Annotated in this window: 17 protein-coding genes and 1 pseudogene; 1 reads left to right on the forward strand and 17 read right to left on the reverse strand. The window is 72.3% G+C overall.

Annotated features, from left to right (window positions below):
* Positions 1 to 42: 42 nt before the first annotated feature.
* The 5 genes and pseudogenes from gvpJ to JEQ17_RS10420 form a co-directional block, all read right to left on the reverse strand.
* Positions 43 to 267: pseudogene (gene gvpJ / locus JEQ17_RS10400) on the reverse strand (gas vesicle protein GvpJ); the annotation flags it as partial.
* Between the two features lie 248 nt (positions 268 to 515).
* The gene (locus tag JEQ17_RS10405) at positions 516 to 845 is read right to left on the reverse strand and encodes a gas vesicle protein GvpO (protein ID WP_200394972.1); all 330 of its coding nucleotides are present in this window, start codon (positions 843 to 845) and stop codon (positions 516 to 518) included.
* A gap of 288 nt (positions 846 to 1133) precedes the next feature.
* Positions 1134 to 2063: a non-homologous end-joining DNA ligase gene (ligD, locus tag JEQ17_RS10410; RefSeq protein ID WP_200394973.1), complete on the reverse strand. Its 930-nt coding sequence runs from the start codon at positions 2061 to 2063 to the stop codon at positions 1134 to 1136.
* 75 nt (positions 2064 to 2138) lie between these two features.
* The gene (locus JEQ17_RS10415) at positions 2139 to 3986 is read right to left on the reverse strand and encodes a transketolase (RefSeq protein WP_200394974.1); all 1848 of its coding nucleotides are present in this window, start codon (positions 3984 to 3986) and stop codon (positions 2139 to 2141) included.
* On the reverse strand, positions 3983 to 5677 hold the full coding sequence (locus JEQ17_RS10420; protein ID WP_200394975.1) for an NAD(P)/FAD-dependent oxidoreductase: 1695 nt from the start codon (positions 5675 to 5677) through the stop codon (positions 3983 to 3985). The genes JEQ17_RS10415 and JEQ17_RS10420 overlap by 4 nt, the downstream gene beginning before the upstream one ends.
* Before the next feature lie 754 nt (positions 5678 to 6431).
* Between JEQ17_RS10420 and JEQ17_RS10425 the strand changes: the two genes are divergently transcribed.
* Complete coding sequence (locus JEQ17_RS10425) at positions 6432 to 6785, forward strand: VOC family protein (RefSeq protein WP_055617463.1); 354 nt, start codon at positions 6432 to 6434, stop codon at positions 6783 to 6785.
* A gap of 23 nt (positions 6786 to 6808) precedes the next feature.
* Here the strand turns inward: JEQ17_RS10425 and JEQ17_RS10430 are convergent, their stop codons facing one another.
* From JEQ17_RS10430 to JEQ17_RS10485, 12 genes are all read right to left on the reverse strand, one after another.
* Positions 6809 to 8794, reverse strand: a complete 1986-nt coding sequence (locus tag JEQ17_RS10430) for a DUF5107 domain-containing protein (protein ID WP_200394976.1) — start codon at positions 8792 to 8794, stop codon at positions 6809 to 6811.
* A gap of 40 nt (positions 8795 to 8834) precedes the next feature.
* A complete protein-coding gene (locus JEQ17_RS10435; RefSeq protein WP_200401420.1) occupies positions 8835 to 9734 on the reverse strand; it encodes an arginase family protein in 900 nt (299 codons plus the stop codon).
* Positions 9735 to 9739: 5 nt separating this feature from the next.
* On the reverse strand, positions 9740 to 10285 hold the full coding sequence (locus JEQ17_RS10440; protein WP_200394977.1) for a GNAT family N-acetyltransferase: 546 nt from the start codon (positions 10283 to 10285) through the stop codon (positions 9740 to 9742).
* A gap of 21 nt (positions 10286 to 10306) precedes the next feature.
* Positions 10307 to 10552, reverse strand: a complete 246-nt coding sequence (locus JEQ17_RS10445; RefSeq protein WP_200394978.1) for a LapA family protein — start codon at positions 10550 to 10552, stop codon at positions 10307 to 10309.
* 147 nt (positions 10553 to 10699) lie between these two features.
* Complete coding sequence (locus JEQ17_RS10450) at positions 10700 to 11623, reverse strand: S66 peptidase family protein (protein WP_200394979.1); 924 nt, start codon at positions 11621 to 11623, stop codon at positions 10700 to 10702.
* Positions 11620 to 13599 (reverse strand): prolyl oligopeptidase family serine peptidase, encoded by a 1980-nt coding sequence (locus JEQ17_RS10455; RefSeq protein WP_200394980.1) that lies wholly within the window; start codon positions 13597 to 13599, stop codon positions 11620 to 11622. Before JEQ17_RS10455 ends, JEQ17_RS10450 begins: the two co-directional genes overlap by 4 nt.
* 6 nt (positions 13600 to 13605) lie before the next feature.
* Positions 13606 to 14979, reverse strand: a complete 1374-nt coding sequence (locus JEQ17_RS10460) for a M20/M25/M40 family metallo-hydrolase (protein ID WP_200394981.1) — start codon at positions 14977 to 14979, stop codon at positions 13606 to 13608.
* Entirely contained in the window at positions 14972 to 15808 is an 837-nt protein-coding gene (locus JEQ17_RS10465; protein ID WP_189840910.1) for a M55 family metallopeptidase, read from the reverse strand. Before JEQ17_RS10465 ends, JEQ17_RS10460 begins: the two co-directional genes overlap by 8 nt.
* A gap of 46 nt (positions 15809 to 15854) precedes the next feature.
* Positions 15855 to 17693, reverse strand: a complete 1839-nt coding sequence (locus tag JEQ17_RS10470) for an immune inhibitor A domain-containing protein (protein WP_200394982.1) — start codon at positions 17691 to 17693, stop codon at positions 15855 to 15857.
* A gap of 91 nt (positions 17694 to 17784) precedes the next feature.
* Positions 17785 to 18462, reverse strand: coding sequence for a GntR family transcriptional regulator (locus JEQ17_RS10475; protein WP_200394983.1), 678 nt, complete (start codon positions 18460 to 18462; stop codon positions 17785 to 17787).
* 107 nt (positions 18463 to 18569) lie between these two features.
* Complete coding sequence (locus JEQ17_RS10480) at positions 18570 to 19571, reverse strand: proline racemase family protein (protein ID WP_200394984.1); 1002 nt, start codon at positions 19569 to 19571, stop codon at positions 18570 to 18572.
* Positions 19572 to 19687: 116 nt separating this feature from the next.
* Complete coding sequence (locus tag JEQ17_RS10485; RefSeq protein WP_200394985.1) at positions 19688 to 20593, reverse strand: dihydrodipicolinate synthase family protein; 906 nt, start codon at positions 20591 to 20593, stop codon at positions 19688 to 19690.
* Positions 20594 to 20638: the final 45 nt, after the last annotated feature.

Here is a 20638-nt window from a genome sequence, read left to right on the forward strand (position 1 = left end):
TGCGAACACCGTGGGCGCCGGAGTCACCACGGGAGTACCGCGGTTCTCCAGGTCAAGGCGATTGGTCGCCGCCGCGAAGCGCAGATAGGTGTCGACGCTGGCGATGACGATACGGATGTCGACGCGCAGGATCTCGATGCCGATCACCGAGACCCGGATGAAGACATCGATCACGAGTCCGCGGTCGAGGATCAGGTCGAGGATGTCATAAAGGCCTCCGTCGGTCTTCTGGGCGCGGGGTGCGGCGGTCTGGGCGAGCACGGTCATCGGTGAGGTCCCCTCTCAGAGGTGGGGCGAGTACGTGCGGGGCAGTCGTCGGCGCTGGGTTTTCGTGCGGTCGGCGTACGGCAAGCGGGCCGAGGTCCCGGACCGGCGCGACGGGGCCGGGGGTCAAGGACGTCGCGGACATGGACGCCGCGACAGCGGGCGGGGCGGTCGTGCACAGGGGACCGCGTCGCGCGGAGGAAGTCGACGGACCGGCATCGCGGTCACGGCGCGGACCGCCTCGCACGCTCTCACTGCCGGTCGACCTGGCCTCGGGTGTAGCGACGGCTGCGGGCGTAGCCGAGAAGCAGGCCGTCGGAGTCGAGCCGCACCCGGTAGACGGCAAGGACGCTGGTGGAGTCGGGGATGCGCTCCAGCTCCACAACCTCGACATCGACCTGCCAGCCCGTCCCGTCGCGGCTGATGGCCGAGACCGACTCAGGTGTACGGCCCAGAAGTTCGGCAAGTTGGGTGCGCGCGTTGCGCATCGCGGCCACGGCATCCCCGACCACCGGGGTCCCAGCGGCGGGTGGCGCCGGCGCCGAGGGCGGCGCGGGATCGGGTAAGTCGCTCGTGCTCATAGTTCGTCCGGTCCGTCCGACTGGAAAGTACGTCCGACAAGGTCACGACGTGCCGGCAAGCCTTTCGCGCGCCCACCGGGCGGCACGTCCGACATGCTCCGACTCACCAAGCGTCATGCACATGATCTCAACACATCTTGACCACGCGATACCCACACCTTCGCCATACTAAGCACACGAATTTTCGCGACCCCACCCGTCCCACGCGGGACACCTGCACCCACAGCAGCTGAAACCGCAGGCCAACTGGACGCACGCGTCGTGGGGTTCGGCACGGAGTGCCGGTGATCAGCCGCGCAGCGCGTTCAGCCGGCGCCGGGCGGGTCCGAGCGCGCGGCCTCTGCGGAGCAGCCCCGCCCAGGGGTCGGTGCGCGCCTGGTCGACGGCGTCCGCGATGGTCCAGCGGCGGGGGCCGAGTCCGGGGTCGTCGAGCTGTTCCCAGGTGAGCGGTGTGGCGACCGGGGCGCCGGGCTTGGCGCGGACGGTGAAGGGGGCGGCCGAGGTCTGGGCGTAGGCGTTGCGCTGGATGTCCAGGTAGAGGCGGTCGCCGCGGTCCTTCTTGCGGGCGGCCGTGGTGAGTTGCTCGGGGTGCGCCTCGGTGAGGGTGTCGGCGACTGCCTTGGCGAACTCCCGTACCTCGTCGAAGTCGTGCCGTCCGTCGAGCGGTACGACGACGTGCAGTCCGCGGGAGCCGGTGGTCATCAGGGCGGACGGCAGCCGGAGTTCGTCGAGCAGCTCGCCGACCAGCCGGGCGGCCTCGCGCACCGGCTCGAAGTCGTCGCCGGAGGGGTCGAGGTCGAAGACCAGCCGGTCGGGACGGTCGACCCGGCCGTCCCGCGAGACCCGCGACAGCCACCGGTGGAGGGTCAGACAGGCCTGGTCGGCGAGGTACACGAGGGTCGCGGTGTCGTCGCACACGGGGTGGACGACGGTCCCGCCCTCCTTGTTCACCTCGACCCGCCTGATCCAGTCCGGGTCGTGGTTCTGGACGTTCTTCTGCATGAACCGGGGCCCGCCGAGCCCGTCCGGGTACCGCTCCAGCATCAGCGGCCGTCCCCGCAGGTGCGGCAGCATGTACGGGGCGACCTCGCGGTAGTACTCGACGAGGTCGGCCTTCGTGTACTCCTTCGCCGACCCGTCGCCGGGGAACAGCACCTTGTCGGGCCGGTGGACCTCGACGGTCCGCCGACCGGCCCGTACGGACCGTGTGCCGGCCATGGTCACTCCTTCCGGACGCCCGTGTCCCGTACGGACCGGGCGGGCCGCGTCATCGCATGTACCGGTGGGGACGGGTCATCGCACGATCGCGTTCTCCACCAGCAGCTTCGCCGCGGCCGCGATCGACTCGGCGTCGATACCGGCGGCGTGCAGCTGCTCCTCGGGCGAGGCCGAGCCGGGCATGGTGCGCACGGCGAGCCGGACCAGCCGGGGTGTGGGGCGCCCGTCGAGGAAGGCGTCGAGGACCGCGTCACCGAGACCGCCCTCCTCGTGGTGGTCCTCCACGGTCAGCAGGCAGCCGGTGTGCTCGGCGGCCTCGCGCAGGGCCCGACGGTCGACGGGCTTGACCGAGTACAGGTCGATGACCTGCACGGAGATGCCGTCGGCGGCCAGCGCGTGCGCGGCCTTCAGCGCCTCGTGCACGGTCGCTCCGGCGGCGACGACCGTGAGCCGGTCCTGCGGGGAGACCCGCAGCACCTTGCTGCCGCCGACCGGGAACTCCTCGTTCGGGCCGTACAGGACCGGCATCCCGCCGCGCGAGGTGCGCAGATAGCGAACGCCCTCGCAGCCCGCCATCTCGGCGACGAGCTTGGCGGTCTGGTTGGCGTCGCACGGGTAGAGCACGGTCGAGCCGTGCACCGCCCGGAACATCGCCAGGTCCTCAAGACCCATCTGCGAGGGCCCGTCCTGCCCGATCGCGACACCCGCGTGGGAGCCGACGAGGTTGATCCCGGCCCCGCTGATGGACGCCATCCGGACGAAGTCGTGGGCACGCGTCAGGAAGGCGGCGAAGGTCGACACGTACGGTACCCAGCCGCGCGCGGCGAGCCCCACGGCGGCAGCGACCAGCTGCTGTTCGGCGATGTAGCACTCGAAGAACCGGTCGGGGTGCTCCTTCGCGAAGAACTCGGCGCGCGTCGAGTCGCTCACCTCGCCGTCGAGGGCGACGACGTCTCCGCGCGCGGTGCCGAGCGCGGCGAGCGCCTGCCCGTAGGCGTCGCGGGTGGCGACCTCGTCGCCGGTCTCGTAGCGCGGCAGTTCCAGGTGCCCGGCGCGTACGGCGTGGAGCATCCGGGCGGCGGGCGGCTGCCGGACCTCGATACGCAGGTCGCGCACCCCGCCGAGTTCCTCGATCGCCTCGTCGGCGTCGGGCAGCGGCTTGCCGTGCAGGCCCTCGCGGTCCTGGACGGACGCGACTCCCTTGCCCTTGAGGGTGCGGGCGATGATCGCGGTCGGCTGTCCGACGGTGGAGACCGCCTCGCCGTACGCCCGGTCGATCGCGTCCACGTCGTGGCCGTCGACCTCGACGGTGTGCCAGCCGAAGGCCCGGAAGCGGCGGGCGTACGCGTCGAGGTCGTGGCCGTGCCGGGTGGGGCCGCGCTGGCCGAGCCTGTTGACGTCCACGATCGCCACGAGGTTGTCGAGGTGCTCGTATCCGGCGTGCTCGGCCGCCTCCCACACGGAGCCCTCGGCCATCTCGCTGTCGCCGCACAGCACCCACACCCGGTAGCCGACCCGGTCGAGCCGCTTGCCGGACAGCGCGATGCCCACGCCGACGGGCAGGCCCTGCCCGAGCGATCCGGTGGCCGTCTCGACCCACGGCAGTCGGCGCGGGGTCGGGTGCCCTTCGAGGCGGCTGCCGAGCCTGCGGAAGGTCATCAGCTCGGTGTCGTTGATGGCCCCGGCCGCCTTGTACGCGGCGTACAGCAGTGGTGAGGCGTGTCCCTTGGACAGGATGAAACGGTCGTTGCCTGGGTGGGCGGGGCGGTCGAAGTCGTAGCGCAGGTGGTTGGCGAACAGGACCGCCAGGAGGTCGGCGGCGGACATCGAGGAGGTGGGATGCCCGGATCCCGCCGCGGCGGCCGCGCGGACACTGTCCACGCGCAACTGCTGCCCCAGTTCGGTGAGTTGACGGGTGTTCATGACTCTCCTTCGACAGGGCGTACGGGGCCGGGGGCGGCGGGGTCGTCGGGGTCGGGAGCGGCTGGCTCGTCGGGGCCGGGGCCCACGGATTCGGCGGGGCCGCGCGAGGCCGGGCTGCCCGGGGCCGCGTCTGCCGGGCGGGCGGAATCACCGCCCGCCGGGCGAACGGCTGCTGGGCCCCCGGGACGGCCGGGAGCCGGAGCGCCGGGGGCGTCGGGATCCCGGCCCGCGAGGGCGTCGGGATCCGGGGCCGGGCGGTTGCCCGGGTCACGCACCGCGGAGGCCTCGGCCCTGGGCACCCGTGCCGCACCGGATCCACCGGATCCACCGGCCCCGGAGTCCGCCGGGCGCCCGTCCCCGCCCGCGGCGGGCGCCCGCTGCTCCGGGCCGCCCGCCACCCGCGCCAGCTCCGGCGAGGCGGACTCCAGCGGTACCGACCAGGAGCGGACCAGGCCCAACTGGACGCCCTGGCGCGGGAGTACGGCGTCCAGGAGCCAGTCGGCGGCGACCCGGACACGATTTCCGGGCATCGCGGCGAGGTGATAGCCGCGGGCGACGACTCCGGCGAGCGGCCCGGACAGCGGGATGCCGAGCGGGTTGGCGGCGGCCTTCACCCCACCGAGGTCGACGACGAAGCCCAGGTCGCGGTGCCGGTAGGCACGCCGGGTGCCGACACCGAACGAGGCGGCGACGTTGTGGCCGGCGACCTTGCCGTGCCGCCAGGCGTGCTGCGCGGTCATCGCCGTGTACTCGCCGGGCTTCTCCAGATCGGGCACGGCGGCCGCGTCACCGCAGGCGAACACCTCGGGATGGCCCGGCACCTGGAGGTACGGGTCGACGAGCAGCCGGCCGCGCTCCATCGGCCGCCCGACCCCTGCCACCAGCGGATCGGGGCGCACCCCCACGCACCACACAAGGGTCCTGGTGTCGACGAACTCCCCGTCGCTCAGCCGGACTCCGGTCGAGGTGGCCTCCTCGACGGACGTCCCGGTGCGTACGTCGACACCGCGCTCGCGCAGCACCCGGTCGGCGGTGGTCGACAGCCGTTCGTCGAGTTCGGGCAGCACCCGCGGGGCGATGTCGAGCAGCAGCCATCGCGGCCGCATCCCCTCCCTGAGCGGCTGTTTGCGCACCAGCTGGTCGGTGAACAGCTGTCCCTGTGCGGCGACTTCGGTGCCGGTGTAGCCCGCGCCGACCACCACGAAGGTGCAGCGCGAGGAACAGTTCTTGAAGTCGTCCGCGGCGGCGGCGAGTTCGATCTGCCGGGTCACGTGGTCACGCAGGTACAGGGCCTCGGGCAGTCCGCGGAAGCCGTGCGCGTGCTCGGCGACACCGGGCACGGGCAGCAGTTTGTTGACACTGCCGACGGCCAGGACGAGCCGGTCGTAGGACAGGGTGCCGCCGTCGCCCTCGGGGTCGGTGTAGTGCACGGTCCGCGCTTCGAGGTCGATGCCGTCGGCCTCGCCCAGCACCAGCCGTACGCGCGGCAGGGTGCCCGTCAGCGAGACGGTGACGCGGCGCGGCTCCAGGACACCGGCGGCGACCTGGGGCAGCAGGGGAAGGTAGAGGAAGTAGTCCGTGGGGTTCAGCAGGACGATGTCGGCCTTGTCCCGGGTCAGCCGGGACAGCGTGCGCGCCGTCTGGTACCCGGCGAATCCTGCTCCGACGATCACGACACGAGGTCGGCTCATGGGGCGCCTCCGGCGGAGTCATCCTTCGGGGCCTTCCGCGTCCCCCCGGCCGGGACGCCCAAACGTCGCTTTCCCCGCGCGAGGGCGTTTCGTGCCGGGCGCCGGGCACACCGGAAAAACCGGCGGGACCGGTTCGGGCGCGGTTCCGGCCGTGCGGATCCGCGGACGGTGTCTCCTCCCCCGATTGTCCGGGGCGCGGCCCCTCACCGCATCCCACGCGACGGAGACGCACCGGTCCGGTACGCCTCCGTGGCTTCACCGGGCCGGGTGATGCGGTCCCCCGGGATCCGTCGCACCTGGCAACGGGGTCGCACCCGCACCGGAGGGGCCGGGCGCCCGCTCACGCCGCCGGGGGCGACGGGCGGAACCGGCGGGGCGGAGGGCCCGGCGAGCCCGCCGGGCGGCGTTCCGGGAGCCGTACCGCCGGCGACCCTCGCCGCCTGCCCCGCAGCCGTCTGTCCCTCGGCGGGCTGCGTCGGCGCGGCCGGGGTGCCGTCGGCCTCGCCGCGTTGCGCAGCGCGTAGGCCGCGGCTCCGGAGGCGGCGTACAGCGCGGCCGTGCGGCACTGCTTGACGGTCTGCTCCCTCAGTTCCCCGCGTAAGGCGTCGCGGGCCGCCCGTGCCAGTTCGTCGACCAGGCGTTTGTCCAGACGTTCGGTGTGATCGGTGTGTTCGACCGGCAGGGCCCCGGCCCGCGCCCCGGGATCCGGGCGAAACGATCTCGTCCCCGGCCGGCCCCAACTAGGCTCGTCCGCATGGACATTCTGGGAGCCACGCTGCGCATCTGCGTCGACGACCTGGAGACTGCGGTCCCCTTCTACGAGAAGCTGGCGGGCGGACCGGCGCTCCGCTTCGAGCGCGGCGGGGTCTCCGTCGCCGCCGTCGGCTGCTTCCTGTTGATGAGCGGGCCGGAGTCGGAGTTGGAGGTGCTCCGCAAGGTCTCGGCGACCATCGCAGTGACGGACGTCGACGAAGCCCACCGGGTGCTCACCGACTCGGGGGCCCACGTCGTGGCGGGCCCGGTGGCGACACCGGGAGGCCGCAACCTGATCGCGATGCACCCGGACGGCTATGTGTACGAGTACGTGGACCGCCGCGCGGCCGAGTAGGCCACCCGGCGCCCACGCCCGCGTCATCCCGCGCCGTCGGTGCCGGGCGGCCGCATCCGGAAGTCGTAGCGCTCCGGCAGGGGTTCGTCGGCGAGACGGGACCACGCCGCTCCGATCGCCTCGGCGCCCTCACGCAGGTCGGCCACCTCGAAGCCCGCGTCGAAGACGGCGCGTGCCGCTGCCCTGTCGCCCTCGGCGAGCAGCAACTCCGCCTCGATCAGCCGGAACCGGCCGCGTTCGCGGGTCGCCGGGCGCAGCCGTTCCCACACGGAGCGCGCGTCCGCCGTCCGTCGCACGGCGAGGAGCGCGGCGATCGCCTCCCGTCCGAGCGCGGCCGTGGCGGCCGTCCAGGCCTCCCCGTCGTCGCGCCGCTCCCGGCAGAGGTCGTCGAAGGCCTCCGCGTACCGGTCGGCGGCCCGTTCCCGGTTGCCCGCGTCCTGGTCGGCGACGGCTAGGCAGCGCAGCAACGGCCAGAGGGACGGGGCGAGTTCCAGTGCCCGCTCCCAGCTGCGCACGGCCTGTGCCCGGTCGTCGGCGTGCCACTGGGCGACACCCAGGTGGTACTCGGTGAGCGGCTTCGCGGGTGCCGTCTCCAGCATGTCCCGCCAGTGCCGGGCGACGAGCGTCTCCCCTGGCGGTGTCACCCGGCGGGGCTCCGGGAAGGCCCCGGACCGGAGCAGCTCCGCCCAGGGCGCCTGCGCGTCCCCGAGCGTGTCCTCCTCGAACGGCGTGCCGGGCAACTTGAGCGTGCCGCGCAGGACTTCGAGCGCGCCCCAGCCGGATCCGACGGCCAGCACCTCACCGGGTTCGGTGTCGGCGGACGCCCGCCAGTCCTCGTACGCCGTCTCGAACTCCCGACGTGGCAGGACCTGTTGGAGCCGTTCCTCGACTCCGGCGCGTGCCGCGGCCCAGTCGGTGACGTGCACGGTGTCCGCGTCGGCCGTCAGCGGCCCGTACGCCTCCAGCCAGGCCACCTCGCTCTCGGCGTCGAGGCGGAGGTGCTCCAGCTGGGTGCGGGCGAGCCCGGCCTGGATCTCGCAGTAGCCGCCGGTGCCGGGCTCGGTGAGCCACTCCTGCCAGCGCCGCCCGCCGGTGCCCGACCCCCACACGAAGAGCTTGCGTCCGCGGAGCGCGTCGGTGGACGTCTGCACGAGCCCCTGTCCCGTCTCGTCCAGGGCGGCGATCCAGCGCCGCTGTCCGTCGGGCACCTCGTAGAAGTAGTCGGCCGGGTACTCGCCGCGCAGGGGATACGTCCGGTCGGCGCCCTCGCACACCGGAACCGGCACCCGGCGCAGCCGGCGCTCGTACCCGAAGTGCCAGGCCTCCTCGGCGGGCGCGAGCACTCTGCGCTCCTCGGGGACCGCGGTGTTGGACCACCAGTACAGCGGCGCGGCCTTCTCGTGCGGATTGCGGACGCGTACGCCTACGTACAGGAAGTCGGAGCCCTCGGGCAGCCAGAGGTCGACCTGGAACGGCAGGTCGCGCAGCCGTTCCCACTCCCACAGGCGCAGCATCTCGCCGCCGTCGGGCGCGGTGACGCGGGCCGCGTGCAGGGGTGCGCAGGCGAGGGTCGAGTGTCCGGTGGCGCCGATGTTCCATTCGATGCCGCCGGAGAACCAGGCGCCGTTGAGCGCGAAGTCGGCGGGCTGCAACACCGGGTTGCGGTAGAGGAGTTCACGGTCGGACGGCTTGTGGAAGAGGGACACGACACGGCCGCCGTAGCCGGGCAGCACGGTCGCGCGCAGCCGGTCGTTCTCGATGACGAGCGCCTCGACCTCGCGGGGCTCCCGCGTTCTCCCGTATCCGTCGCGGACGCGTTCGGGCAGGAGGCTGCGCAGCGGTTCGTAGCCGATCTGGCGGGCCATGTCGCGGGGCAGGCCCTCGCGTTCCCGCTCGTCCACGTGGTGCGTCTCGTCGAGCGGACGCAGTGGAGGGAGTGGGTTGCTGGGGCCCAGCTCCGCGACCGGCAGCGTCAGTACGTCACGTCGGATGGTCGTCACGTCGACCATGGAACAGCGTGGACGGCGAGCCGACCAGGGGCACTCCCGGTCAGGATTGCGCAAAGGCCGCGACGACGATGTCGGCGAGCAGGGCGCCGGCGGTGCCGTCCGGGTCCAGGTCGGGGTCGTAGATGGTGACGTTGAAGCCGGCGCAGTGAGGGGAGTTCACCAACGGCCGCAGCAGCGCGGTCAGTTCGTCGGGCAGCAGTCCGCCGGGGTCGGGGCTGTCGACGGCGGGCATCACGGACGGGTCGAGCACATCGGCGTCGAGGTGCACCCAGAAGCCGTCCAGCTCCGGCACGTCGAAGGCCTGGGCGGTGGCCCGGGCCAGGGCGTCTGCGCCCCACTCGCGCACGTCGCCGACGGTCACCGTGGGGATCTTCAGTGCGGCGAGTTCGGCCCGGTCCTCCTCGAACTCGTCCCGGATACCGAAGAACCGCACGTCCTCGTCCCGCAGATAGGGCTTCAGCCCCTCCAGGTCCGTCAGGTCGTCCTGCCCGCGTCCGGTCGCCAGGGCCACCTCCTCGCCGCCCGCCGCGCCGACCCTCTCGGAGTTGCCCGGGTGCCGGAAGTCGTGGGAGGCGTCCACGGCCACGAGCCCGTACCGGCCGATCCGCCGCAGCGCGAGCGAGGCGCCGAGCTGGATGGAGCAGTCGCCGCCGAGGACGACGGGCAGCTCCCCGGCCCGTACGTGCCCTTCGACGCGGTCGGCGAGCCTGCGTGTGTAGGTGGCGATCGCGGCGGCGTTGAAGACACCGTCGCCCTCCTGCCAGTCGCCCCGGTCGTAGCGCGGCGGTACGACCACCCCGCCCTCCAGGGCGTGCAGCCGCTGCACGATCCGCTGCTCGCGCAGGGCGCCGGCGAGCTTGTAGCAGCCGGGGACGGTGCCCGGGGCCGGTGGGCGAAGGCCCAGGTTCGACGGGGCGTCCAGGACGACGAGATTCCGCATAGGACTCATGTTCGAATCATATCGGCGGTGACGGCCCACCGTTCATGGTCCCGCCAGGCCCCGTCGATGAAGAGGAACTCCGGCGAGAAGCCCTCGAGTCGGAAGCCGCAGCGGCGGGCCAGCGCGATCGAGGCGGCGTTGTCCGGCTGGACGTTGATCTCCAGCCGGTGCAGTCCGAGGCCGCCGAACGCGTACCGCACCACCAGGTCGAGCCCCTCCCCCATCAGCCCGCGCCCGGCCGCGTGCGCGAAGGCCCCGTAGCCGAGCGCCCCGCACTGGAAGGCGCCCTCCACGATGTTGTTGATGTTGATGAACCCGGCGATCCCTCCGCCGTCCCTCTCGCAGACCAGGAACCCGGCCTTCGTCGGATCCTCGATCAGCCGTCCCGCGTACGAGGCGTAGGAGGCCGCGTTGGCCGGCGGGAACAGCCAGGGCTGGTGCAGCGCCTTGCTCTCACGCGCCCGGGCGATGAACTCGGCGCCGTCCTCGTGGGTGTAGTGACGTATCCCCACGCGGGAGCCTTCGGCGAGGTATTCGGTAATGCCATGCATCCCGTTACGGTACGCGGCCGGTCAGATTCGGCGCTTCATGAAATACGCCCCGCACAGCGCGCCGATCACCGCCGTGCCGAGGAGTGCCATCCACAGGGGCATGGTGACCTCGGGGATCAGCAGGCGGATCTTGGTGGCGCGGGTGTTCTCGAAGATGAAGATCAGCCCGAGCACGGCGAGCGCGATGACGGACACCCTCCCGGGCGTCATCAGGTTCCGTCCGCCTGCCTTGCCGCCGCCGCTGCTCTCCGAGGTCTTCGGGCTCATGCGACCAGGATGGGCCGGGGAGCGGGGGTCACGCGCGGTGAGAGGTGCCTCCGGGTGAGGCGTGGGGCCACTGGGGTGACGCGGGCGTACGGGCACGCGGCCGTGACCGGCGGCACGACCGCCACGGCCCGCACGGCCGTCACCGGCTCAGGCCAGCGCGGGCACGTCCAGCGTCAGCGTCCCCGCCCCGGCGTCCAGCTCCCCCGGCACCCCGAACGGGACCGTCAGCGCGCCCTCGCAGTGCCCGAAGCCGAACTCCTCGGCGATCGGCACCCCGAGCCCGCCGAGCCGGTCGAGGACGAGCGCCCTGATCCGGTCGTACGGGTCGCACCGCTCCCAGGACCCGAGCAGGATCCCGGTGACGCCGTCGAGCCAGCCGGCGCGCAGCAGTTGGGTGAGGTAGCGGTCCAGGCGGTAGGTCTCCTCGCCGACGTCCTCCAGGCAGAGGAGTCCGCCGCGCGCCGAGGGCCGGGCGTGGGGTGTGCCGAGGTCGGCGGCGAGCAGGCTGAGGCAGCCGCCGAGGAGGACGCCCCTGGCGCGCCCCGGCACCAGCGCGCTTCCGGCCGAGGTGATGATCCGCACCGACTCCGGTTCGAAGAGAGTCGCCCGCAGATGCTCCTGAGCGCGGGCGTTCTTGACGAAGTCGACGCCCGCGGCCATCGGCCCGTGCAGTGTGACGAGCCCCAGCCGGGTCGCGAAGGCCTCGTGCAGGGCCGTGATGTCGCTGAAGCCGAGGAACACCTTGGGTCCTGCGGCCCGCAGCGCGTCCCAGTCGAGCAGCTCGGCCATGCGCTGCACGCCGTAGCCGCCGCGGGCGCACAGCACGGCGTCCACACTCGGGTCGCACCAGGCGGACTGGAGGTCGGCGGCCCGGTCGGCGTCGGTGCCCGCCAGATAGTCGAACGTGCCGTGCCGGTCGAGGACATGGGGTGCCACGACCGGGTCCAGGTCCCAGCCGCGCAGGATGTCGAGGCCCGCCTGCAGCCGCTCCTCGGGCACGGGACCGCTTGGCGCGACGACGGCGACACGGGCTCCGGGAACCAGCCGCCGCGGTCGCACCAGTCCCTTCACTTGGCGAGCTCCAGAGTGGGGACGCCGGGCGGGTTCAGGCCGAACACCTGGGCGTACAGGGAGAGTTCGGACTCCAGGGCCCGCACCATCGTGTCGGCCCGCCGGAAGCCGTGGCCCTCGCCCTCGAAGGCGATGTAGGCGTGCGGCAGCCGCCGTGCCCGCTCCTCCAGTCTGGCCAGGAACCGCTCGCACTGGGCGGGCGGGCAGATGACGTCGTCGAGGCCCTGGAGGAGCAGGAAGGGCACGGTGACACGGTCGGCGTGCTCGGTGGGCGAGCGCTCGGCGTACCGGCCGGGGACCTCGGCGAGCGGTCCGACCAGGGTCTCCAGGTACTGGGACTCGAAGTCGTGGGTCTCGCCCGTGCCCCAGCCCGCCAGGTCGAGGATGGGGTAGAGGATCGTCCCGCAGGCGTACACGTCGGTGCTCACCAGGGACGCGGCCGTGGTCCAGCCGCCCGCGCTGCCGCCCCGGACGGCGAGCCGGTCGCGGTCGGCGGTGCCCTCCTCGGCGAGGGCCAGCGCGACGGCCGCGCAGTCCTCGACGTCCACGACACCCCACTGCTCGCGCAGCCGGTTGCGGTACTCGCGGCCGTACCCGGTGGATCCGCCGTAGTTGACCTCGGCGACACCGATGCCCCGCGAGGTGAAGTACGCGATCTGCAGGTCGAGGACGAGCGGGGCGCGGCCGGTGGGACCGCCGTGCGCCCAGACGACGTACGGCGGGAGCTCGTCGCCGGGGGCGACATGGCCGGGGTGGTGCGGCGGATAGATGTGCGCGTGGATCTCGCGCCCGGCGGGCCCGCTGAACGTACGGATCTGCGGTTCCGGGTAGTGGGCGGGGTCCACCGGGTCGTCGTGCGGGGCGCCGACGACCCTCGCCCGGCCGGTGCGGGCGTCCAGTTCGACGACCTCGTAGGCGCTGCGCGGGCTGGCCGCGACGGCGGCGACCCGGCTGCCGTCGGCGGCGAGCGTGGCCGCGTACTCGGTCCAGGGCCCGGCCGCGTCGACGACCTCGCCGGTCTCCGGGTCGAGGATGCCGAGCGCGGTGGCGCCCCGGCCGTGCACGACGGCGATCAGTCCGCTGTCCAGCGGCGCGAACCAGCGCCGCCCGACCGTCCACAGCGGCCCGGCGAACTCCTCCTCGCGTGTGCAGACGGCCTCGCCGTCGCGGTAGAGGTTCCACCAGCCGGAGCGGTCGCTCGCGTACAGCAGCGTGCCGTCGGCGGACCAGTCGGCCTGGGCGATCGCCTCGTCCGGGCCGCCGGCGGCCTTCCGGGTCCCCCGGAACGTGCCGTCCGGGCCGACGTCGGCCACCATCAGTTCGGTCCCGTCCCACGGCATCCGCGGGTGGTCCCAGCCCAGCCAGACCGCGCGCCGCCCGTCGGGCGAGATCCGCGGCCCGGTGACGAACCGGTGCTGCCCGTCGGTGAGTTCACGTACCGCGTCCTGGTCCTGCGCGGCCGAACCGTCCAGCGGCACCGCGGCGACGACCCGCCGGACATCGGTCGGCCCGTCGCCGGTGAACTCCTCCAGTACGCACCAGACTTCGCCGAGTTCGAGATGCATCCGCGGGTCCACCCACCGCAGTCCGCCACCCACCGACGACACGGGGGTCAGGGGGCGCGGCTCCTTGTCGGGGCGGGCGGGCTCGTACGCGTACAGGCGCTGGTCGGCGAAGTCGACGAACACCACCAGCGGGCCGTCGTCGCCGACCGCTCCGGCCCAGGGCTGTCCGCCGTACTCCATGACGCGGCTGCGCACGTTCCACGGGGCGGGCAGTACCGATTCCTCGGTGCCGTCGGCGCGGCGGCGCACCAGGGTGCGGCGGCCGCCCTCGGTCGGCCGGGGCTCGGTCCACCAGATCTCGTCGCCGACGAAGCCGACGAAGTCGGGGTGTCCGTCGTGCGCGGCGGCGAGCGACGCGTCGATGGGCGAGGGCCAGGAACCGTAGGCCAGGGTCTGCACGATGTCCCCCATTTTTCCCTAGGCCGTGCGCAGAAAGCGGTCGAGTACCCGGACGCCGAAGTGCAGCGCCTCGACGGGCACACGTTCGTCGACCCCGTGGAAGAGGGCCTGGTAGTCGAAGCCCGGCGGGAGCTTGAGCGGCGCGAATCCGTATCCGGTGATGCCGAGGCGCGAGAACTGCTTGGCGTCCGTGCCGCCCGACATGCAGTACGGCACGACATGCCCCTCGGGCGCGAACTCCTCAACGGCGGCACGCATGTTGGCGTACGTAGTCGAATCCACCGGTGCCTGCAGAGCCACCTCTCGGTGGTGGAACTCCCACTCCACGTCCGGACCGGTGAGATGGTCAAGGGTCGCGCGGAACTCGTCCTCGGTGCCGGGCAGATAGCGTCCGTCCACGTAGGCGACGGCCTCCCCCGGAATCACGTTCACCTTGTAACCGGCGTTCAGCATGGTGGGGTTGGCGCTGTTGCGCACGGTGGCCTCGACGAGCGAGGCGGCAGGACCGAGCTTGTCCAGCAGAGCGTCCACGTCGTCGAAGTCGGGCGCGATGCCGTACACGGCGGCCATCTCGGTGAGCGCGGCGCGGACCGTCGGGGTGATCCGTACGGGCCACTCGTGGGCGCCGATCCGCGCGATCGCGGCGGCCAGCCGGGTCACCGAGTTCTCCCGGTTCACCTTGGAGCCGTGACCGGCCCGGCCGCGTGCGGTGAGCTTCAGCCAGCCGGTGCCGCGCTCGCCCGCCGCGACGGGATACAGCTCGCGGCCGGAGCCGTCGTGGAAGGTGAAGGCGCCGGACTCGCTGATGCCCTCGGTGCACCCCTCGAAGAGCCCCGGATGCTCGTCGGCGAGGAAGCCCGAGCCGTCCTCGGCGCTCGCCTCCTCGTCCGCGGTGAAGGCGATCACAAGGTCCCGCCGGGGGCGCACGCCCGCGCGCGCCCACTGCCGTACGACCGCGAGGATCATCGCGTCCATGTTCTTCATGTCGACCGCGCCCCGGCCCCAGACAACTCCGTCGCGGACCTCCCCGGAGAACGGGTGCACGCTCCAGTCCTCCGCCTGCGCCGGTACGACGTCCAGGTGACCGTGGACGAGCAGCGCGTCGGCGGACGGGTCGGTGCCCTCCAAGCGCGCGACGACGTTCGCACGCCCCTTGGTGCGCTCCAGGAGCGTCGGCTCCAGGCCCGCCTCGGCGAGCAGCGCGGCCGCGTACTCGGCGGCCGGCCGCTCCTGGCAGTCCCCGCCGCGGTTGGTCGTGTCGATCCTGATGAGGTCGGAGGTGAACCGGACGACCTCGTCGAGGGCCTGCCCGTCGACCGATCCGACCGATCCCTCACCGGCCGCGTACTCATCGGTCGCGTACTCGTCGGTCGCGCTCTTGTTGTCAGCCATAGGTCTCCTCCACGGCGGCCGAGACGATCGTGGTGACCGCCTTGAAGGTACGAATCCCCTCGTACATGGTCGGGCTGGTGTATGCGACCTTCCGCTCCCCGATGCGCTCGACGCCCGGGACGACGGTGGCCGCCATCGCGAGGTGCTCGGCGTCGAACTCCAGGGCCACGGTGAACGGGCCGCCGTCCACGGGTTCGTGCCGCACCGCGAGCCGCGTGGCCTCCTTGGCCGCGGCGCGGATGTCGGACGCCGTACGCGCCGGTGTGCGGCACACGGCCGCGTACCGCGAGACATGGTCCTTGACGGCGACCTTCAGCGCCTCGGGTGCGTAACCGAGCGCGTCCTCGCAGGCCACGTCGTCGCCGGTGACGAGGACGACGGGGACTCCGTACTCGGCGACGACATGCGCGTTGAGCAGGCCCTCGCTGGCGCGTACGTCGTTGATCCAGACCCCGGTGATGGAGTTGGCGAGGTAGGTGTGGGCGAGGACGCCCTCCATGCCCGCGCCGGCGTGGTAGCCGACGAAGGCGATGCCGTCGACGTCGCCGTGCTGCACGCCCTCCACCATGGACAGCGACTTGTGCCGCCCGGTGAGCATCTGCGCCCGTTCGTCCAGCTGCTCCAGGAGCAGGTTGCGCATGGTCCAGTGGGCCTCGTTGATGAGGACCTCGTCGGCGCCGCCGTCGAGGAAGCCGAGGACGGCCGCGTTCACGTCCGAGGTGAACATCGACCGGCACCGCTCCCACTGCGGTGTGCCCGGCAGTACGTCGGCCGGCCAGGTCACCCCGGTGGCGCCCTCCATGTCGGCGCTGATGAGGATCTTTGCCATGCTCCAGTTGTATCGCAGTCGGGAGGAGCCCCACAGGGGAGGGCGGTCAGCCGGACGAACCGACCGAAACCTTCACTCGGCCGTCGGGGTACTCCTCGTCCACGGTGATCGTGGTGCCGTCGGGTCCGGCGAGGACCGGGACGCCCGGCCGGGACGGGATCGTCGTCTTCACACCGTTCTGGTGGAAGGTGAGCGCGGCGGTGGGCCGGCGGCCGAAGGGGGCGTCGTACGTCTGGAGGCGGCCCCGGATCACGGCCCCGGAGGTGGCGAGGGCGGGCTCGGCGTGTGCGTCGACGGGCAGGATCTGACCGTGGCCGCCGTTGGCCTTGGTCCTGTTGTCCCGGTACTTGGTGTTCCAGTACCAGATCAGCGCCCCGCTCTCGTAGTGCAGCCGTTCCTTGAGCTTGGGCAGTGTGGAGCGCCAACCCAGCTGGAACGGGCCGGACTTGAGGTATCTGTCCTCGCCGACGTACTGCCGGTTCTCGACGACGTAGTAGCGCGCGTTGCCTTCCGCGTCCGCGGGGAGTTTCACCAGGAGGGCTTCCTTGCCCTGCGTGGAGGAGTGGACCGACAGCGGGTTCAGGACGACGGTCGAGGCCGTACCGGCCTGCGCGGTCGCATGGTCGAGCCAGCCGAGCCGCAGCTTGGCCCAGGCGCCCAAATCGGCGGGATGGGCGGACAGTTCGGCCTCGTCCGAGAGCAGTGAGCCGTGCGACATGACCGACCAGAAGCCGGTCGAGTTCTCGCCGCCCGAGGTGTCGTACAGATCGGGCAGACCCAGGTCGTGGCCGTACTCGTGGGCGAGAGTGCCGAGTCCCCTGTTCTCGTTGGTCATCGTGTAGTCGTTGACCCAGATGCCCGAGTCACCGACCTGACTGCCGCCGTCCCGGTTTCCGTTGGCGGGGCCCAACTTGCCCGCGCCGGACTGGAGATAGCTGACGCTGCCGCGGTGGGAGCCGATGGCGTCGGTGCCGTTGGCACCGCCGCCGTTGGCCTGCGACTCCCCCGCGAACATCAGCATCACGCGGTCGAGATAGCCGTCGGGTTCGTTGAAGATCCCGTCCCGGTCGTGGTCGTTGCGGTCCCAGGTGTCGTACGTGGCAAGGTACTTGGCCAGCGAGGCGGCGGTCCGGCCCGTCGCGCGCTGGTCCTCGTACCAGCTGTTGAGGCCGTCGGTGACGAGCTGCTCGTTGCAGTAGTACGTCGAGACGGCCACGCCGTTCTTCCGGCAGGTGTCGGTGCCGTAGTGCGCGAGGGGGTGGTCGACACGGGTCCAGTCGTGGACGGTGCCGGTGATCGAGTAGACGCCGCTGGACTGGCGTTGGAAGTACGACCTGAGGGTGTCGCCCGCGGCCTCGTCCGCCGTGCCGAAGATCTGCCGCTGGTAGTAGGCCCGGCTGTAGTCCCGGGTCCACACCGTGGCGTTGTCGGCGGCGCGGTCGGGCTCGGGGATCCGGTTGTGCGTGTAGTCGCTGAACTCCACCGGCAGCACGAAGATCCGGTCCGAAGTGCGGGCCGTCTCCGCGTACGAGCCCTCGCGGTACTCGATGCGCTGCGAGGAGCCGCGCGTCTCGGGCGTCGCCTGCCCCGCGGCGACCTTGGCGACGGCCAGGGCCCGGGCGCGCCGGGTCCGCTCGCCCCTTTCGCTCAGCAGATCGTGGTCGGGGGCCTCCGCGGCGGCCTCGGTCTCCGGGGAGGCGACCGCGGCGGAGGCGCCCGGGGCGTGGACGGCCGGCGCGGCCACGGCGACAGCAACGACGGCGGCGACCAGGGATCCGCGCAGGCGCGGGGATCTGTGGAGGAGCGCGGATCTCTCGGGGAGCGGGGATCCGTGGAGGAGCGGAGAGCTACGGAAGAGCGGAGACCTGCGGATGCGCTTGCTCAACGTGCGTCCTTCTCGCGGCTGCCGGGGCGCACTCAGGAGAGCATGGAGGTGCGGATGAGGCGGGTTGCCCGGCAGCGTGTCGCCGCCGAGGTCACTCGGCCGCCCACAACCCCCGTACATGTCCGAGGTGGCGGGTCATGACGGCCCGTACCGCCTCCTCGTCGCGGGCGATGAGCGCGTCGAGGATGTCCAGGTGCTCGGCGGCGGAGGCCTCCAGGCGGCCCGCCTTCACCAGCGCGTGCAGGCCGTAGAGGCGGGAGCGCTTGCGGAGGTCGCGGACCACCTCGACCAGGTGTTCGTTGCCCGCGAGAGCGAGAAGGCCCAGGTGGAAGCGCATGTCCGCCTCGACGTGCGCGATGAGGTCACCGGTCGCGGCCGCGGTGACGCTCTCCTGGGCGGCCGGGCGCAGTGCCTCCAGGGCGGCGGGATCGGCGGTGGCGGCGAGTGAGGCGGTCGTGGGGATCTCGATGAGCGAGCGGATGTGCGTGTACTCGTCGAGCTGCTTCTCGGACACGGCGGTGACCCGGAAGCCCTTGTTCGGCACGGTGTCGACCAGGCCCTCCTTGGCGAGGTCGAGCATGGCCTCGCGGACGGGCGTGGCCGAGACACCGAAGCGGGCGGCGAGGCCGGGTGCGGAGTACACCTCGCCCGGGCGAAGTTCCCCCGCGATGAGGGCGGCCCGCAGCGCGTCCGCGACTCGCTCGCGGTAGCTGGGCTTCTTGCCGCCCAGCGTGGGCAGGGCGGGGGCGCTGGCGCGCTGGGCGGGCATCCGGGGGTCTCCTTGGAACGGGCGGTGCGTGAGGTGGAGCGGGCGGGCGTGTCGTGGAGCGGGCGGGCGTGAGGTCGGGCGGGGATCTCGCGCGGTTCGCGGGGGCTTCAGAGGACGAAGCCCGCCGGGAACGGATCGCTGGGGTCGAGCAGGTACTGGGCGGTGCCGGTGACCCAGGCACGTCCGGTGAAGCTTGGCAGGACGGCCGGGATCCCGGCGACCTCGGTGGTGTCGAGGAGCCGGCCGGTGAAGTGGGTCCCGATGAAGGACTCGTTCACGAACTCGGTGTTCAGGGGGAGTTCGCCACGGGCGTGCAGCTGCGCCATGCGCGCGGAGGTGCCCGTACCGCAGGGTGAGCGGTCGAACCAGCCGGGGTGGATGGCCATCGCGTGCCGTGAGTGCCGGGCCGTCGAGCCCGGGGCGGTGAGCTGCACATGATGACAGCCCCGGATGGACGGGTCCTCGGGATGGACGGGCTCCCCCTCGGCGTTGACGGCGTCCATCAGCGAGAGCCCGGCCGCGAGGATGTCGTCCTTGCGGGCCCGGTCGAAGGGCAGCCCGAACTGGTCGAGCGGCAGGATCGCGTAGAAGTTGCCGCCGTACGCCAGGTCGTAGGTCACCGTCCGCCCGTCGGCGAGCTCGATCTTGCGGTCCAGGGCGACGGAGAAGGACGGCACGTTCTTGAGCGTGACCGCCTTCGCGGCACCGTCCTCCACCGCCACCTCGGCGACCACGAGACCGGCCGGGGTGTCGAGGCGGATGGTGGTCACCGGTTCGACGACCTCGACCATGCCGGTCTCCACGAGAACGGTCGCGACACCGATGGTCCCGTGCCCGCACATCGGGAGATAGCCCGACACCTCGATGTAGATGACGCCGTAGTCGCAGTCGGGGCGGGTCGGCGGTTGCAGGATCGCACCGCTCATCGCCGAGTGACCGCGCGGCTCGTTCATCAGCAACTGCTTGATGTCGTCGCGGTGTTCACGGAAGTACAGCCGCCGCTCGTTCATGGTCGCGCCCGGGACCGTGCCGATGCCTCCGGTGATCACCCGGGTCGGCATGCCCTCGGTGTGCGAGTCGACGGCGTGCAGGACGAGTTTGCTGCGCATAGGTCTCCCTGAGGGGTAGGTCTCCCGCGAGTTCGCGTTCGCCGGTGTACCGCCGGGCCGTGCCGCGCCGCCCGGTGTCGCCGAGGTGGTGGGACGGGCGAGGTGGTGGGACGGGCTCAGGCGAGCCCGGCGGCGACGGCCCGTTCGGTGGCCTCGCGCACGGCCTGCTCCTGCTCGGGAAGGAGCGGCACACGCGGCGCCCGTACGGGACCGCCGTGCCGCCCCACGATGTCCATCGACAACTTGATGGCCTGCACGAACTCGGTCTTCGAGTCCCAGCGCAGCAAGGGGTGCAGCTGGCGGTAGAGCTTGCCCGCGGTGTCCAGGTCTCCGGCGACGGCGGCGCGGTACAGCGCGACGGACGCGGCGGGCAGAGCGTTCGGGTAACCAGCCACCCAGCCCTTGGCCCCCGCGACCGCCAGTTCCAGCAGCACGTCGTCGGCGCCGATCAACAGGTCGAGTTCCGGGGCCAGTTCGGCGATCCGGTAGGCACGTCGTACATCACCGGAGAACTCCTTGACCCCGTGGATGTACCCCTCGCCGTGCAGCTTCGCCAGCAGCTCGGGCACGAGGTCGACCTTGGTGTCGATGGGGTTGTTGTACGCGACGATCGGCACACCCGCCTTCGCGACCTCCGCGTAGTGGGCGAGGACCGAGCGCTCGTCGGCGCGGTAGGCGTTCGGGGGCAGCAGCATCACGGAGGCGCAGCCGGCGTCGCGTGCCTGCTCGGCCCAGCGGCGGGCCTCGGCGGATCCGTACGCGGCCACGCCCGGCATCACGCGCCGCCCGCCGATCGCGGCCACCGCGGTCTCGACGACCTTGGCCCGCTCCTCCGGGGTGAGCACCTGGTACTCACCGAGCGAGCCGTTCGGCACGACCCCGTCGCAGCCGTTCTCGACGAGCCACGTGCAGTGCTCCGCGTACTTGTCGAGGTTGACGGAGAGGTCGTCGTTCAGCGGGAGGGCGGTGGCGACGAGGACGCCGCGCCAGGGCCGGTTGTCGGTGACGTTGTCGTCGGTCATGAGGGTCCCATCCGGATTCGGTAGAGGGATTTCGGATTCGGCAGA

The organism is Streptomyces liliifuscus, assembly GCF_016598615.1.
In the GTDB taxonomy this organism is placed as follows: domain Bacteria; phylum Actinomycetota; class Actinomycetes; order Streptomycetales; family Streptomycetaceae; genus Streptomyces; species Streptomyces liliifuscus.